The sequence below is a fragment of the Methylomonas sp. HYX-M1 genome (genome assembly GCF_040741385.1).
Taxonomy (GTDB): domain Bacteria; phylum Pseudomonadota; class Gammaproteobacteria; order Methylococcales; family Methylomonadaceae; genus Methylomonas; species Methylomonas rhizoryzae.
The window spans coordinates 1,885,789-1,900,926 of the sequence record NZ_CP160405.1 but is presented as its reverse complement, the minus strand read 5'-3'; the positions used below and the strand labels follow the sequence as shown (position 1 = coordinate 1,900,926).

At 51.1% G+C, this 15,138-nt stretch carries 13 protein-coding genes; 4 read left to right on the top strand and 9 right to left on the bottom strand.

The features are described from left to right. Nucleotides 1-399: 399 nt before the first annotated feature. The 5 genes from AB0A83_RS08745 to phoU form a co-directional block, all read right to left on the bottom strand. Complete coding sequence (locus tag AB0A83_RS08745) at nt 400-3,543, bottom strand: cytochrome c3 family protein (RefSeq protein ID WP_150047901.1); 3,144 nt, start codon at nt 3,541-3,543, stop codon at nt 400-402. Between the two features lie 501 nt (nt 3,544-4,044). Then, a complete protein-coding gene (locus tag AB0A83_RS08740; RefSeq protein WP_269473500.1) occupies nt 4,045-6,030 on the bottom strand; it encodes an oligosaccharide flippase family protein in 1,986 nt (661 codons plus the stop codon). A 49-nt stretch (nt 6,031-6,079) separates the two neighbouring features. Further along, nucleotides 6,080-7,612 (bottom strand): alpha-L-arabinofuranosidase C-terminal domain-containing protein, encoded by a 1,533-nt coding sequence (locus AB0A83_RS08735; protein WP_367156015.1) that lies wholly within the window; start codon nt 7,610-7,612, stop codon nt 6,080-6,082. Between the two features lie 211 nt (nt 7,613-7,823). Further along, nucleotides 7,824-9,137 carry a magnesium/cobalt transporter CorA gene (gene corA, locus AB0A83_RS08730; protein ID WP_232056826.1) on the bottom strand — a complete coding sequence of 438 codons (1,314 nt, stop codon included), beginning with the start codon at nt 9,135-9,137 and terminating at the stop codon, nt 7,824-7,826. A gap of 75 nt (nt 9,138-9,212) precedes the next feature. Continuing rightward, a complete protein-coding gene (phoU, locus tag AB0A83_RS08725; protein ID WP_150047898.1) occupies nt 9,213-9,908 on the bottom strand; it encodes a phosphate signaling complex protein PhoU in 696 nt (231 codons plus the stop codon). A 277-nt stretch (nt 9,909-10,185) separates the two neighbouring features. On the opposite strand from phoU, the gene AB0A83_RS08720 reads away from it, so the two are divergent. The 4 genes from AB0A83_RS08720 (at nt 10,186) to gltA (ending at nt 12,621) form a co-directional block, all read left to right on the top strand. Continuing rightward, nucleotides 10,186-10,422, top strand: coding sequence for a thioredoxin family protein (locus AB0A83_RS08720; RefSeq protein ID WP_150047897.1), 237 nt, complete (start codon nt 10,186-10,188; stop codon nt 10,420-10,422). A 9-nt stretch (nt 10,423-10,431) separates the two neighbouring features. Then, the gene (locus tag AB0A83_RS08715; protein ID WP_367156014.1) at nt 10,432-10,629 is read left to right on the top strand and encodes a hypothetical protein; all 198 of its coding nucleotides are present in this window, start codon (nt 10,432-10,434) and stop codon (nt 10,627-10,629) included. Then, nucleotides 10,626-10,985: a hypothetical protein gene (locus AB0A83_RS08710; RefSeq protein ID WP_150047895.1), complete on the top strand. Its 360-nt coding sequence runs from the start codon at nt 10,626-10,628 to the stop codon at nt 10,983-10,985. The genes AB0A83_RS08715 and AB0A83_RS08710 overlap by 4 nt, the downstream gene beginning before the upstream one ends. Nucleotides 10,986-11,325: 340 nt before the next feature. Continuing rightward, nucleotides 11,326-12,621 (top strand): citrate synthase, encoded by a 1,296-nt coding sequence (gltA, locus tag AB0A83_RS08705; RefSeq protein ID WP_150047894.1) that lies wholly within the window; start codon nt 11,326-11,328, stop codon nt 12,619-12,621. Nucleotides 12,622-12,665: 44 nt separating this feature from the next. Here the strand turns inward: gltA and AB0A83_RS08700 are convergent, their stop codons facing one another. The 4 genes from AB0A83_RS08700 to flgA form a co-directional block, all read right to left on the bottom strand. Then, on the bottom strand, nt 12,666-13,427 hold the full coding sequence (locus tag AB0A83_RS08700) for a flagellar brake protein (protein ID WP_232056825.1): 762 nt from the start codon (nt 13,425-13,427) through the stop codon (nt 12,666-12,668). A gap of 56 nt (nt 13,428-13,483) precedes the next feature. Continuing rightward, nucleotides 13,484-13,978: a flagella synthesis protein FlgN gene (locus tag AB0A83_RS08695; protein WP_367156013.1), complete on the bottom strand. Its 495-nt coding sequence runs from the start codon at nt 13,976-13,978 to the stop codon at nt 13,484-13,486. Between the two features lie 4 nt (nt 13,979-13,982). Then, entirely contained in the window at nt 13,983-14,297 is a 315-nt protein-coding gene (flgM, locus tag AB0A83_RS08690; protein ID WP_150047891.1) for a flagellar biosynthesis anti-sigma factor FlgM, read from the bottom strand. A 68-nt stretch (nt 14,298-14,365) separates the two neighbouring features. Further along, nucleotides 14,366-15,064 carry a flagellar basal body P-ring formation chaperone FlgA gene (gene flgA / locus AB0A83_RS08685; RefSeq protein ID WP_150047890.1) on the bottom strand — a complete coding sequence of 233 codons (699 nt, stop codon included), beginning with the start codon at nt 15,062-15,064 and terminating at the stop codon, nt 14,366-14,368. Nucleotides 15,065-15,138 lie beyond the last annotated feature (74 nt).

The window sequence follows — 15,138 nt, the reverse complement described above, 5'->3', positions numbered from 1 at the left end:
AATGTGATCAGGGTGCGGTCGGCGCCGTAGCGGTCGGTAAAACTGCCGTAGCCGGTGATGAAGCCGGATGGGTCGTATCGTATAGCCCTGACTGCCGTTAGCCGGCGGGGTCGGGGTGATGTCTTCCGTCGTTGTAAGACAAAACGTCGGTACGTCTTAAAGCGCCGTTAGCTGTGTAGAATAATGGCTAGTAATGATCATGAAAGCTTCGCAGTCGCCCCGGCAAATGAAGGCAGTTTCGTAGCGACTTGCAGAGAAAAGCATTACCCGGCACGCGTAACCTATCGCAATGCCGTGACGTTATGGAATTCGGGACGAGCCTGGACACCTTATTCGAGACTACAAAAACCGAAAAACAAAAAATGGGGCACACAGTGCCCCTCTCAATGTACCGGCTCACTAACGCTCGGAACCCATGCTTCCTGATCCGTTCATGGAACCGGAGCCAGAACCTGAACCGGAGGTTTGATTCGAGTTTCCGGATTGCTGGCCGCTGCCGGCGATGGCCGCCGACTGCGTGCGTTGCGGAAAGCTTTTTTCCAGACTATGGCACAGATCGCAGCCTATAGGCGTACCGGCCGGCACCACCACTTTACGTTTGACGCCTTTGGCCTTGTCGTTGACGAATACCCGTTCGACCGGAGTTTTGGACAAGCGCGTGCCCTTATGATCGGCACCGTGGCAGGCCGCGCATTGGTCTTCGCCGTTCTTGCCCGAGATCTTGGCGTATTCGTTGTGCCAGCCGCCGTTGCCGCCGGCGCTTTCGCTCCACCAGTACGGATCGTTGACCGGATGCATGTTGTGCGGGCCGCCGAGAATGTGTTCGACGTCGTCGCCGCTGTAGGTACCGCCGTCCAGATCGTCCATCAGCTTGAACGAGTCTTTGTCGTGGCAAACGTTACATTCCAAGATGGTGCCGGTATGTCCTTGCAGCTGCAATGCGGCGACGTTGTCGTTAGCGTTCGGGTCGCGGTTCGGCCACACTTCGTGCGCCACCCCGTGACACGCCGCGCACGGTACGTTGCCGTGGCTGTCCTTGCCTTCCCGATACAACGGCACCAAGACTTTCAGGCTTCTGTCGACGTTATCCAGCGTGTCTGTGTCGGCGTTGTATTGAGTGGCGCCGATACTGATAGCCTTGGCCGGATCGCTAACCCCCAGATCGTATAACGGCCTTACCGCAAACCGCGCGGCATCCGGATCGGTCAAATCGACCTTACGCGACAAGCCGGAATAGTCGCCCGCGTCGAACGCCCGCTTCATCACGCCGGCACTGAAATAGCCGCTATCGGTTTGCGGGGTAGCCATGCTATGCCCGGTATGGCAGGAGCCGCAATCCGGCTCGTCGAACCACGGCACCCGGTATTGGTTGCCGTCGGCGCTAATGCGCTCTACCGGTTTCTTGGTGTTTTGCCCCACCGCCAGCATGTCGCCGTGACAGTCGTAACAGGTGACCCCGGCGGTATACATGCGGTCGCGGTACAGCGGCTCGCGATGCCCGGCATGGCATTTCAGGCAATTCTCTTCCATCGGTACCTGCATGCCGTTGCCGTCGAAAATCGGAAACAAACTCAACGCATTCAAACCGGTACCGGTATAGCGCTCGTACATGCCGGTGGCAGTGCGTTTGATGTCGCTGTGGTCGGTCGCGCTTTTGTACTGCAACATGCCGTGGAAGCGGTGGATGGTGGGCGAATAATCCGGGTCGAAATCCGGAGTGGTGTAGTTGTGTTGCTCCCACTGCCACCAGGCATCGTCGCGGGTCAAAAATGCCATCGCGGAACCGTGGCACGCCTCGCAACTGAAAGGACTGTCCCCCGTACTTTTGTTGTTACCGTCGTGACTCATCCCGTATAGCATGGAACTCAACAGCCCCATGTTGTCGTAAAAATCGTGCAGACTGGTGTAATTCAGCGCAGCGGCGTATTCCTGATCTTCGATACTGTCGCCGGCCGCGTCAAAGAACTGCGGTTTATCCAGAATATCTTCCGCGGCAGGCGCCTTATCCGGGTTTTTTGCGATATACCATTTAACCCAAGCGGACGACCAAAACGCATCCCGGGTATGCGGCGCATTGGGGTTGGCCGCTATGCCGCCCTTGGCGTGACACTCTCGGCATTTGAAGTCTTTACCGCTAGTCAACACGCCGTCGGTGCTGGCTTTGACGCTACCGTTCTCCTTGACTTGCACGCGCACCAACGGATAAGGATTGATCCTGTTTTTATCGTCAACGTCCGTGATCGGCAGCGAACGCACGGAGCCGCCGGTGGTGGTACCCATGGCCGCCGCCATTTCCCTGGGGGTATTGGTCACGTAAGGGTTGGTTTTACCGGGCATTTGACTGCCGGGCTCCGCCGGATTAGCGGAAAAATTGATCGTGCCGTCCAGATAATAACCTTCGTCGGGATCGGGAAAGTCGTCGGTGGCGTTGCTCCAGGACCAGCTCCAAGGCGCCATCGCCATCCAGGACAGGCTACGGTAACCGTCGCCTTTTTCCGATTCGGCACGGGTATAGGTTTCCCAAAAATCGGATTTACGGATTTGCGCGCCGCTAAAAGCGGCATCCAGCGGCCAATTTTGGCTGGTGGAATTGATGGAACCGGCGCCAACCGGGTCGCTGGGATTCGATGCGGCGGAGTATTGAATGTCGACATCGTTGGTGGTCTGCAACACCGGCTTCAAGGCCTTTTTATAGACGTAAGCATTCAGTGTGGTGTTTAACGGCGGAAACGAAGCGTATAGATTGGGATTCACCCTGGCGTCGCTGGCATGCATCATCGACCATTCGGCAACCGGCAGCACCACCAAGTCGTCCAGGACGCCGTCCAGTTCCGCACCCAAGCCGGCGGCGGTTTGTTCGCTTACTTTGGCCGGCAGCTCGCCGGGCGGATTGCCCACGGCGATGTTCACGGCGTCCTCGCAACGGCGGCCGTTGCTATCCGTAGCGACAAAGCGAACCCGATAGTTGCTGTTGTCGCGGACGAAAGTCGCCGACGTTTCGGCGCCGGATTTCCGAAAAGCCTCGGTTTGCAAAGCACCGCCGGCAAAATCCCACTCCTGACTAACGATAGTAGTCTTCTTATCTTTAAGGCTAACCGTAGCTTTAAAATCGGTAGCTTGATTCACGCTCAGCTGTGCGCCTTCCAGCGGTGTGGCGATACTGCATTGCGGTGCTTTGCGGCAAGATTTAGGCGCGCCTATCACGCTTTTTAAAGCGTCAAGATCGCCCGATTTGGCTCTGATACCGCACGGAATAGCGGGCAAAGCGTCTTGATTCAGAGACAAGCTGAATTTGCCCTTGCTGCTTAGCGTAGGGGCACCTAAAAATCGGCCGTTGACATCGTACAGCTCGACACCGGCGCCCGCATCGGCCTTACCGAGTTTGCCGCTGATCGTCAGCGTAGCTTTTTTAGCCAGCCACTGAGCCTTGCTCAACCGCAATTGCCCGGCTTCGGCATCGCAAGGCAATCCTGCTAGTAACCCGGTTAATATGACCAGTCCTACCACCGTAAACAGGCCGCCGGGATTGAATAAAGCGCGCATGTCCGCCCCCTCTTGAATGTTTGAATAATTATTGTGCGAATGGTTAACAGCTAAACCGCAAGGTGCTATGCAATATCTACACCGACAATTAATCACAATAATTTCAATTAGTTAAATACAATTCAAGTTTGGAGCCTGGAAAAACCACGGGATATGCCGCAGAACAAACCGGAAAATAGGTGAAATGCCGGCCGAATACGCCCGGCTTTAGCGTTGTTCTTAATCGGCAACTTGGCTGTTAATTGTCGAAGCTTGTACAAACCGGTCCGTCGACAAGCTTATAGGGGGGACAGTCTAAGAAAATCGGGGAGACTCAGGGATGTGGAGTGTCGACGCGGGAAGTCCATCACAAGCCACCTCCACTCCAGAATGGGCTTCACGTTGTTCAACCCGCCTATCGGTTTCTCTTGCCGGGTCTATTTCGCCGGCCCAATGCAAGGAAAAATACCTGTGCGACATATTGGTGAAAACCGGACTATGTCCAACCGGCCACGCGTTTTATCAAACCGCTTCCGCGCTTCTATCTTTAGCTTGTAGCCCGGCTGCTTGGAAATCTTTAAGACTGCGTATTTTGGCACCCGGCGGCACAACCGAATGGTCTGCAATTAAAAAGCCGCCCAGAATGCAAGCGCCCGGCAAAAACAAGACCTTATCGCCTACGACCGGGCTATCTAGCGTATGCCGATTGGCCGGGCCGGAGCGGCCGATAGCGGTGCTTGCCATAAAACAGGCATGACTGCCTACCTGCCCGGATATGCCCACAACGGCCGGAGCATCCAACACTAAACCCGGACCTATCTTTCTATCCGGCTGAATATCGCAGCGCGTCGTCAATTTATTGGCCGTCCACACGAAAAACGACAGCCGACCAAGCCCGCGTAACAACAAAAAGCGGGAAATCCTATACAGCAACACGGCGTTAAAGCCGAAGTTGACGATGTGCTTTCTATCTTCCGGCAAAGGATATTTGAATCTGCGCCAGACCACGTTGCGTCTGGCGTCTTCGCCGATAAACCTGAGCAAGCCGGCTAGCGAATTCACGTCGCCATCCTGCTTGCGCCGTTTCGAGGTTCCGCTCAAAAAACGCAGCAACCGCAGCGGCTGGATCATGCCGGAAAGCATCAATATCGCCGGCAAAGCCGCGAATAAGCCGAGTACCAGCAAGACTTGCACGGTTAGACTCGGGATTTGCCTGCTTAGCACAACACTCCAAATGCCAATCAACAACGCTAAGTAAAAAACGATTTCGAAGCCGCTCAAAACGCCGTGATAACGCCGCCCTATGAAATAAAAACGCGCCGATAACTGTACCAGCAAGGCCGCAAACAGAGCCCAAAACGCACCGTAGATCGAATATTCGGGGACCCAAATGAGCAATGCCAGCCCGTATACCAGCGAACCGAACAACAAAGCCAAGGTATCGTCGCGCTGCCTATCCATGGCATTCAACATAAAGTTGGCGGCACAATCGAATCCCGCCAAGGGCAAAATCAACATAAAAACTTGGGCCAGCGGCACGGCCAAAGGATATTGATGCGGAAACAACAGCTGTACATACCCGTCCGCGGCGAAATATAAGCCGAGCGCGAACGGCAGCATGACGATAAAAAAAGCCGTTAAAAATATCCTGAACATTGCCCGGCTGATGCTGACGCCCTGCAAATGCCGCCGAGACAAGCTGGGAAACTGGCTGGTCATCAACGCCGTAATCACCATCATGCCGATTTCGAACAAACGGTAAGCAATCGCGTAATGGGCTATCACTTCGGCCGACTGATAGAGCGATAAAACCACAAAATCCAGGCGACTGATCACCAACGCCAACACGGTATTCAGTAAAAACACCGGAACGACTCGAAATATCTCGCGCAATGTCCGGCCATGCGGCAGCGTTTTTAAAAATCCCGGACAAATATCGCTTAATATTTCCAAATAACTGAGCCACAACAGACTCTTAGTCAAAAACAGCACCCACATCAAGGCATCGACGTCGTAGCCTTGGCGGACTAACACAATACTGGCTACAACGCGCAAAAAATTTTCCGCTAATGCCAAACGGGAGATGAATGCCGTTCTATGTAAGCTGGTTAACACGATTTCGGCGGTAAACGCCAAAATGCCCGGAACAATGCAATAACCGACTACCCGTATGCCCGCTTGGATGTCGTCGGGGTAAACGCTAAAGCCGAGGCCGAAAAAGATCGCCAAATTGATTAATAACGCCGATATCAATGCCAACAAACCAACGCTGACGTAATAGCGCGCCGCATACTCGGGTTTTCTGGCGACTTCACGCATCACATAGGGCGTCAACCCCAGCAGCGGCAAGGTTTGTAAGATGAAGAAATACGTCGTTACCAACGCGTAACGTCCCAGCAGCTCGGTAGACACCCTGCCCAGAACTATTAATATGAGTAGCGCCCCAAGCGGTAGCGCTAACCGCGAGATCAGGACGTTAGCAAAATGCGTTAAGGCACGCGACGACACGCTGAGGATTGCCGGCTAAAGAATGTAAAAACGGTGCGAGACATGCGCGCTAACGGACACTCGGTTTTAACCGTATCAAGCTGAGAGATTGAGCCGGAAAGCTGACATTGAACCGATTAGCGGATACTGCCAGCACGCTCTCGTTACGGGTCCAGCCGCCATCTTGATCGTCGATCAAAGTAATAAGCTCGCCGTTAGTGCCACTAAACCCGGACCAGCTGATGGCGGTCGGTACGCTATCCTCCAGACCTCGATTGACGACAGCCAACAACAAATCCTTATTGGCACCGATAACCGCAATGGCATCTAAATAGGGAACCTGCGCTAATGCCGGCAAATTTCCCTTGGCGTCTATCGAATACGCGGGGCTTTGCACCTTGGTGTCCAGCACGCTGCCTTGCGCCATTTGCGATAGCAAGGTCATCACATCGTAATTAGGCCGCTTCAGCAATACACCGTCTTGATACTGCAACATCCCGAAACTGCTGTTGTTGAGTAAAGACCAATGATTGGCCAGAACGACTTTGTCGTCGCGCATCATGGCGAACAGCATCATCGCATTGAACAATGCGCTTTCGGCACTGGATATGCGTTTATCCAACACGACTTTTTCGCCGAAAAACGTGTTGTATTCGGTAACGGCAATTTCCATCCGGTCGCGTTGATGGGTGGCCAGCAAGCCTTTTACGCTAGCCAAATTTTGCGCAAACACCATAGGCCCGGCCAAAACCAAGCGCTTTAAATCGTTATTGAAAAACATCTTGTCGAAGGGAGCGTAAAAATGCACGACGACAAAATCTAAGGAGGCATCCAAGTGTTTAATCACTTGTTCGTTCCAACTTAACAAATGCGGATAAACATTGACCATCCATGCAGCTTGGGTAAAAGACGCTTCCAAGGCCACACCGACTTTTATCGACGGATCGACCGTTTTCATCGCTTTAGCAAAATCTTTAACGCGCGCCGCGTAATTGGAGGCACTGGTATGACCGGGTTCGTTCGGCGAATAGATTTCGTTACCGATTTCGAAATAACGCACACCCAAGGCTTGCCGGTTACCGTTTTTAGCCCGCAACGCCCCCCATTCGCTCTGCGGGGAACCGTTCAGATACTCGACCCAATGCGCCGCGTCGGCCGGATCCGCTGAAAAATTCACCGTCACCACGGCGTCGCTACCGGTCAAGCGGCAAAGCCGAATGAACTCGTCGGTACCGAAATTAGACGGGGCCGGCTGGCCGCTATAGGTGACGCCGACCTTACGCTCCGCCAGCGGACCGATTGCGTTTTGCCATTGATAGGTATTGCTCAACGCGCCGCCGGGAAAGCGAATAGCGCTCACCCCGGCGGATTTAACAGTGTCTACCACCGCCGGCACCAACGAATCTTGGCCGTTATCCGAAACAATAAGGCCGTCGCCGTTGGCCTCCCATTGCAAATTGGAGCCGAACAATAATCGAGGGATGACGCGCCCGGACTGTTGCGCATCTATCACAATGCCGGCCTGTTCAGCCGCCAAAACCGTGGTGCTGCCGTATTCAAAACACAGACAAACGCACAAAAATATCGTAGTTAAAGTTTTCATAGCCATGGTATCCGCCCCACTTACAACATCGGTTGGTACTATAACGCAGAACGCCCGGCCGATTGAGACATGAGCCGCACAACTCAGTCGGGTTAGCGTCGGTTAACTGAATTTTACCTACCTGTTGGTGCCGGGCGATTGCCTTGGCTATATAGCGATAAAGAGGATAACGAGTCGTGCGGAAACGGCTTGAGCGCTTGCCAACCCGCTTCTACCTGAGCCAACCTTTGCGTCTAAAGTACAAATAAGGCAACACGATGGAAAACGCCATCAGGAATAAGGCGAAGGGATAACCTAGCATCCATTCCAATTCCGGCATGTGTTGAAAGTTCATGCCGTAAATGCTGGCAATCAAGGTGGGCGGCAGCATCGCTACCGATGCGACCGAAAAGATTTTGATGACTTTGTTCTGGTTGATATTGATGAAACCAACCGTCGCGTCCATCAGGAAGTTAATTTTGTCGAACAAAAACGCCGTGTGACTGTTCAAGGATTCAATATCGCGCAAAATCTGCTGCGCATCTTCCAGCTGAGTCGGCGACAACAGTTTGCGCCGGATCAGGAAAGACACCGCGCGTTGAGTATCCAGCATGTTGCGGCGGATGCGACCGTTCAAATCTTCCTCTTCGGCGATGTCGGCCAGGATGCGTTCGGCCTCAGCGTCGCTGACGTTCTGGCTCAATACCTTTTTGCTGACGGCTTCTAACTCGGTATAAATATTTTCCAATGCGTCCGCGGAATATTCCGCTTCGGCGCCGTACAGATCCAGCAACAAATCCCTACTGTCGGTTACGAAGCCGGGCTGGGTTCTCGCCCTAAGACGTTGCAGACGAAATACCGGTAATTCTTCGTTTCTAACCGAGAACAACACCTCGTCGCGCAATACGAATGCGACCGGAACGCTGCGCGACTTACCTTCTCTATCCAGCAAAAAATCCGAATGAATATGGATTTCGTTTTGCTCGACATAAAACCGGGCACTGGCTTCCAAATCGGTTTGTTCGTCCGGGTCCGGCAAATCTACGGAGAAATGTTGGCCTATCAACTGCCGCTGAGCTTTGGTAGGCGACAACAAATCTATCCAAATTGGCTTGCCTCCCAACAAATCGTGCCGGCAGGTAATGGAAACCTTGGCCAGCCGGCCTTCGATCAATTCGAACGCGCATATTTGCCCGTCGCCGCAATGCGGTTCTCGATCGCCCACCAGCTGTTGCCGCAGACCGTCGGAAATTTCCCACAATATGTCGTCCTGGCGGGATTCCTCGATTTGCGTCCAAACCAATTCCGCATCATCCAACGGTAAGGCGGACAGAATGTGGCCGATTTCGACAGCGTTTAACCGCTCCAACAAACCGCGCAGTTCGGCCAAATGCTGTTTTTGAACTAAGGAAACGACTAATTTGCGGCGGGGTAAGGGTTGGTTTTGCACCATCCCTTCGACCAGACGGTGCTTTTTCAATAGATCGATGACAGTATGTAAAGCCAATAGCGACTCCGGACAGCCGGTTTGAGTAACCTCCGCCATGATACCCGACTTTGTCGGCTAATTGACATCCAAGCGAATAACCGAGTCTTGCTTCGATCCGCCGGTCGGGCAGTCTCATTCCATGTCGTAAGAAATGCCGGAATGCCTCACGTCTACGCCTTCCAGCATGTAGATCAAATATTCGGCAATGTTTCGGCTATGTTCGCCGCAACGCTCCAAGGATTTCAAAATGTGCATGATATCCATTGCCCGACCGATCAGCCGGACATCGTTCATCACATAAGTCAATTGATGCTTGATGCCGGCCAATAATTCCGCTTCGCACTCGTGGTTATAGTGTAAAAGCAAGTAGGCTTGCTCGGATTCCGCCTTATCGAAGGCCAACAGCAATTTCGACAACATCTTTTTAACCAATATGGCGATTTTGACGATGTCCGCCAACAAATTACGGTTGGGATCGCTGGTTTTAGGGTCGAACAACACGCTGACCAAACGGGCGAAATCGGCAATTTCATTGCCTATCTTTTCTAATTCGTAACTGATTTTGGCGATAGAAATGACGGTTCGCAGATCGTCGGCAACCGGACAATGTCTAGCCAACACGTTAATCACTTGAGCGTCGATCAAGTGTTCGTAGCTGTTAACTTTAGCATCGTCAGCGTTGATTTTTAACGCCATTTCCATGTCGCCGTCATCCAATGCAGCCAAGGTCTGCTCCAACTGGCAAACCAGTAAACTCACCATTTCGACGATTAGCGCATGCAGTTCTTTTAACTCAGCGTCAAACGCTTTCAGTGTGTGTTGCGTCATACGTTAACGATCCTCTTCTGAAACTCAAAAATTCCGGATTATTTTTTGGTTTTCCTATCTCCGCCATTTAAGGCCAATAGACTAAACGGCACCAACAACTACGGTTTCACTCATCCTGTTTCATCTGCCTGAAATCCTAAGCCAAAAATATGACGGAAATATGACAAGCAAGCGGCGTCCTTGCACTACTCTAAAAATATCGAATCGATATAATTTGACAAGCACAAGTCTCTGTAGTAAGTTTCGAATCGCTATCAATTAACCGAGGAGGGACATTATGACTAGCGCAAGGTATTACCACGCGGGCTGCCCGGTCTGCGTAACGGCCGAACAAATGTTACTAAACGTGATCGATCCAAATAAATATTCGCTGGAAGTCGTGCACGTCGGCGAACAATCACAGCGCTTGGCCGAAGCCGAAGCCGCCGGGGTGCAATCGGTTCCGGCCCTGGTGGTAGAGGGTCATGTTTTTCATATCAATTTCGGCGCCGCGTTAGCGGATTTGAAATCCTGAGGCACTGACATGAACGAAACGACACAAACCCTAGAAAAAGACCATTTTGTGCTTTATATGGTGCTTGCGGCCATTGCTTTAGTCGGCACGATTTTAGCGGTGAAGATGAGCGAAACCGAAAAATTCGCCCCTATCAAGCAACAATTAAGCGAAGAGATTCAGCAAATGAATATTCGCATCATCAACGAGCGCGAGGTTTCACAATGACCAAACAACTTGCCTTAACGGCGCTATTAATGGCCTGCTTCCAATTCGAAGCCGAAGCGACTGAATACATATTCCGGGATTTAATGGCTAACACCTTGCCATCCGCACAGTGCAGCTCGGAAACCAAAGCCAAGGAAGCCGCGTCGCGCGAATATACCTTAACTCGTTACAGCAAACGTTTTTGCCAATTCCAAGGTTACGGTTGGCATTTAGAAGAAATCAAAACGGCAGGTACTACCGTCTGTACCTCTTGCGGCACTCAGACGGATCTACAAAAATGCCACCAAGAAGATGTCGTCGTCACCTGTAAACGCATCAAACCGGGTTCGGTAGGCATGCTACCCGGCCAAGGCTAAGGTTCCCCGCACAAAGCGCTGTATCGAACCGGTACCGGCTCGGCAGCGCTTTAATCCGATTTGTTTGTAATGATGCTCGCCCGCCTTTAGCGAAGCGGCTTACCGCCACTGTTTATCAATCCATCCTCCCTGGCATCAAAAAACTTAATGGCTGCGCAAAATCAGCCGGAACAAGCCGAATTGCGCCGATTTAAAAATGATGTAGCGATAAACCCATGATCGGCTGGAAATAGCTTAGTAACCGATGCTAAACAATCGCCAACTAGTTGCCGAATCTCTGATCGCATAGAATACAATGGCTGCGCTTCGCGTAGCCGAAAATACATTCTGGGAGAAATTTATGACGGAAAAACTCGTTTCCCTCTCGACGGATCCGAATAAGCCCGCTTGCGAAATGCCTGTCATACCGGGTGTTTTAGGGCCATCGGTAATCGATATCCGCACTCTTTACGCCAAAACCGGGTGTTTTACTTACGATCCGGGCTTTACTTCTACCGCTAGTTGCCGTTCAAAAATCACCTTTATCGACGGCGACGCCGGCATATTGCTGTATCGCGGTTACCCCATCGAACAATTGGCCGAACGTTGTGATTTTCTCGAAGTTTGCTACTTGCTGCTAAACAGTGAATTGCCAAACGGTGCCGAAATGAAAGAATTTGTGACCATGGTCAGTCAGCACGTCATGGTTCACGAACAATTAACCCGCTTCTACAGCGGGTTCAGACGCGACGCTCATCCTATGGCAGTGTTAGTCGGCGTAGTCGGCGCCTTATCCGCTTTCTACCACGATCACATCGACATCAATAATAGAGACGACAGATACCTCACGGCGATACGCTTGATCGCCAAGATGCCTAACATCGTCGCCATGTGTTACAAGTACAGCATCGGTATGCCCTTCATTTATCCGAAACGCAAACTCGGATACGCCGAAAACTTTATGCGCATGATGATGGGAGACCCGTGCGACGAATATCTACCAAATCCGGTATTGATTCGCGCCTTGGATCGCATTCTGATCCTGCACGCCGATCATGAACAAAATGCTTCCACCTCCACGGTCAGATTAGCCGGATCCAGCGGCGCTAATCCTTATGCTTGCGTGGCAGCCGGCATCGCCTGCTTGTGGGGTGCCGCGCATGGTGGAGCAAACGAAGCGGTGCTGAATATGTTGGAAGAAATCGGCAGCGTCTCCAATATTCCCGAATATGTCGCAAAAGCCAAAGATAAAAACGATCCATTCCGCTTAATGGGCTTCGGGCATAGAGTCTATAAAAATTACGACCCTAGAGCCAAACTGATGCGTCAAACCTGTCATGAGGTTTTGGACGAACTGGATTTAAACGACGATCCTTTGTTCAAATTAGCGATGGAATTGGAACGTATCGCCTTGGAAGACGAATATTTTGTCGACCGGAAGCTGTATCCCAACGTCGATTTCTATTCGGGGATCGTGTTACGCGCGCTTGGCATTCCTACGGAAATGTTTACCGCCATTTTCGCGTTGGCACGCTCGGTAGGCTGGATTTCGCAATGGGACGAAATGATATCCGATCCGGAACTGAAAATAGGCCGCCCAAGACAGCTTTACCAAGGCGTTCCGATGCGGGAAGTACAACCGATTTCCTTACGCTAATAAGCTTGCTCTTTGCCCTTACCTCAAGGACGAGGTAGTAAACCTTAGGCTTTTTGTTTTCGTATCTCGACTCGCTCTAACGACGCGACAAAATAAGACAGCTTGGCTTCGCTCTTACTGGAAAGATTTTCGAAAAATCCGCCTATTTGTACCCGATTAGGACTGATAGGCACAGCTTTGGTAAAGCGTACCGAAAAATCGAAATCCATGGTGTATTCGTCCAACACCAATTGACAGTTTTTAATTCTGTCGCCACGCTGAACCCTCGCGCGGTTCACAGGAACGTCGATACCCGCTCCACCACGGGAGAGATCGAACAAATAACCGGTCACCGAAATGCCGGTGCGTTCGGAAATCCCGGAAAAACCAATGTCGATAGAACTAATTTCAATTCTGGGAGCCCGCCGGCGTTGCGGATAATAAATGCGATCCGGAATGGATGCGCGGTAATAAGTAATCCCTTTGGAGTATCCGGTTTCCACACCGGTCAAATTAAACGACAAATGCACGCCTTTATGAAAAGTCGACATTTTGACCGATGGCGCTCTTTGAATTTCGAAATTCCCGTCTTTGGGGATCAGCTCATCGAAAACAATCAGATTTTTATCTAATTTAATACCTAAAATCGATGAATTATATTCGTTTTGACTACCTTCGATCTGAACGGAGCAAAGTGGAGAGCTGACTTCGATCTCGGATAACAAACCGGCTATTTTGATAGGATCGGTAATGAAGTTTGGATTTTCAAACGGAGTTATCTCGTAATTGTCGTCCGTATCTACCGCGACATCTTTTTGAGAAAACATACGCTTAATTTTATCGAACATATAATCCAGTCTGACAGATTGTTTATACGTTCAGTCTACACCGAAATCAAAGTGTGTGAAAATAGCTCGCTACGGGTACTACCGTCGGGGCCGTAGGTAGTCGCGATGGGGGATTTGCCGCGCAGAATCGCCAAAGAGCGCTGGGTATGCCGGCTCAATATATCGATGCCGGCGCCGTTTTGTTCGTTCAACTGACGACAGGTCTTAGACAAATTACCTATGTTGGCCCAACATTTCGCCGGCTCTTCGATGTCAATACCGCTTGCCCTGGCTTTAGTTAAATAGTGCTGCACCCCTTGCTGAGCCAGAGTTAATTTTTCAGTGGCTAAAACTTGGCTAAGCTGTTTGGCGAACTGCTCAAGATGGGCCACCACCTCTTTTTTATCGGCCGCGACGGCAGCTATGGACGCGGGATCGAATTTTCGCTGTAGTTGTTCTTGCTCTTTGGTTAGAAGATCCATTAAACGCTGCGTCAGCTTGTCGCCGTTCGCTAACAGTTTTTCAGCGATAGGAAAGGTTTTATCTATCATATCATCACGTCGTCTTCGATAACTTAGCTTCAAAATCCAGCATTTTGCCGGCTGTTCTCTCAAAATCAGGCTGATAAGTGCCGGCTTGTAAAGCGGCTTTGATATCAGCGACTTTTTTATCATTTACGACGGGAGTGGCGGCAATAACATTTTCGGCCTTTTTAAGATCTTGGGCGGTACTGGTAAGACTAACCGTATCGTCTTCCGCCACGCCTCCCGGCGACGGTTCCTTGCTTTCAACGTTAACTTTGTTGGTAGCAGCTTTGGCCGTCGCAGTCGCATTAATCGGAGCATTTGCATTGATCGATTGTATTGCCATGACTGAAGTCCTGTGGTGTTTTTGCTTGCAACTAGTATCGGCCACATTGTCTTATCCTTTAACGGTTTTTAGAAATAAACATTTACCAAACCCGGTTGAATCACCGTGGCTTGGATCACGCGTTTAGACGAGACGTTTTTGACTCTAATCTGTTGTCCCTTTACCCCGTCCATCATGGCTATACCGGTAGAAGAAATTAACAACCCGGGCTTCCCGGATTGAATGCTAACCGCTTCCCCCCGCTTGACGAGCGCGGGTTCGGCAAAAAGCCCCTGATAGAGCACGCTTCCGGCCGGTAGAAAGCGAACACTTTGCTTACCCAGCGCCTCGTTAGCATCGCTTAGATAACCCTTTTGCAATAGAGCAACGTCTTTGGCTTCCAGTCGCAAATCTCCGGCCGATACAACATCGTTTCTGGCCAGTGGCTTAACCGTCACCAATACTTGTTTATAGGACTTAATGAAAACAGTGCTATAAATCGTCCAGCGGTTAGTGCCGTTACAGCTGACGCTAACCGTATTGCGGCCAGCCTGCAGATTGCCCGATTGCACGGCGGCGTCTAAAACCGAATCACAGGCAGGCAAACTCAGCCTGGGATCCAACGAAGGTTTGGAAATTTGGTAATTTCCGTTCGGCTCCAATGAACCGGTGACAAATTGATAGACCGTGTCTTCTATCGCTTGCAGCGATTGCTCGGTTTGCGCAAAACACGGCTGAATTGCAAGCAACGGCCACAACCATCGGATGTATCTTCTTAATGCTTTCATGACACAGACGGATAATTGACTTTATTGAAAATGAAGCAGAATCCATACCAAGAAATTTATTCAAGTTAGCAATT

Coding starts and splice junctions, on each gene's coding strand:
- gltA (WP_150047894.1), top strand. CDS start 11,326: ATGACGGAAAAACTCGTTTCCCTCTCGACGGATCCGAATAAGCCCGCT.
- AB0A83_RS08745 (WP_150047901.1), bottom strand. CDS start 3,543: ATGCGCGCTTTATTCAATCCCGGCGGCCTGTTTACGGTGGTAGGACTG.
- flgA (WP_150047890.1), bottom strand. CDS start 15,064: ATGAAAGCATTAAGAAGATACATCCGATGGTTGTGGCCGTTGCTTGCA.
- AB0A83_RS08710 (WP_150047895.1), top strand. CDS start 10,626: ATGACCAAACAACTTGCCTTAACGGCGCTATTAATGGCCTGCTTCCAA.
- corA (WP_232056826.1), bottom strand. CDS start 9,137: ATGGCGGAGGTTACTCAAACCGGCTGTCCGGAGTCGCTATTGGCTTTA.
- flgM (WP_150047891.1), bottom strand. CDS start 14,297: ATGGCAATACAATCGATCAATGCAAATGCTCCGATTAATGCGACTGCG.
- AB0A83_RS08720 (WP_150047897.1), top strand. CDS start 10,186: ATGACTAGCGCAAGGTATTACCACGCGGGCTGCCCGGTCTGCGTAACG.
- AB0A83_RS08735 (WP_367156015.1), bottom strand. CDS start 7,612: ATGAAAACTTTAACTACGATATTTTTGTGCGTTTGTCTGTGTTTTGAA.
- phoU (WP_150047898.1), bottom strand. CDS start 9,908: ATGACGCAACACACACTGAAAGCGTTTGACGCTGAGTTAAAAGAACTG.
- AB0A83_RS08695 (WP_367156013.1), bottom strand. CDS start 13,978: ATGATAGATAAAACCTTTCCTATCGCTGAAAAACTGTTAGCGAACGGC.
- AB0A83_RS08700 (WP_232056825.1), bottom strand. CDS start 13,427: ATGTTTTCTCAAAAAGATGTCGCGGTAGATACGGACGACAATTACGAG.
- AB0A83_RS08715 (WP_367156014.1), top strand. CDS start 10,432: ATGAACGAAACGACACAAACCCTAGAAAAAGACCATTTTGTGCTTTAT.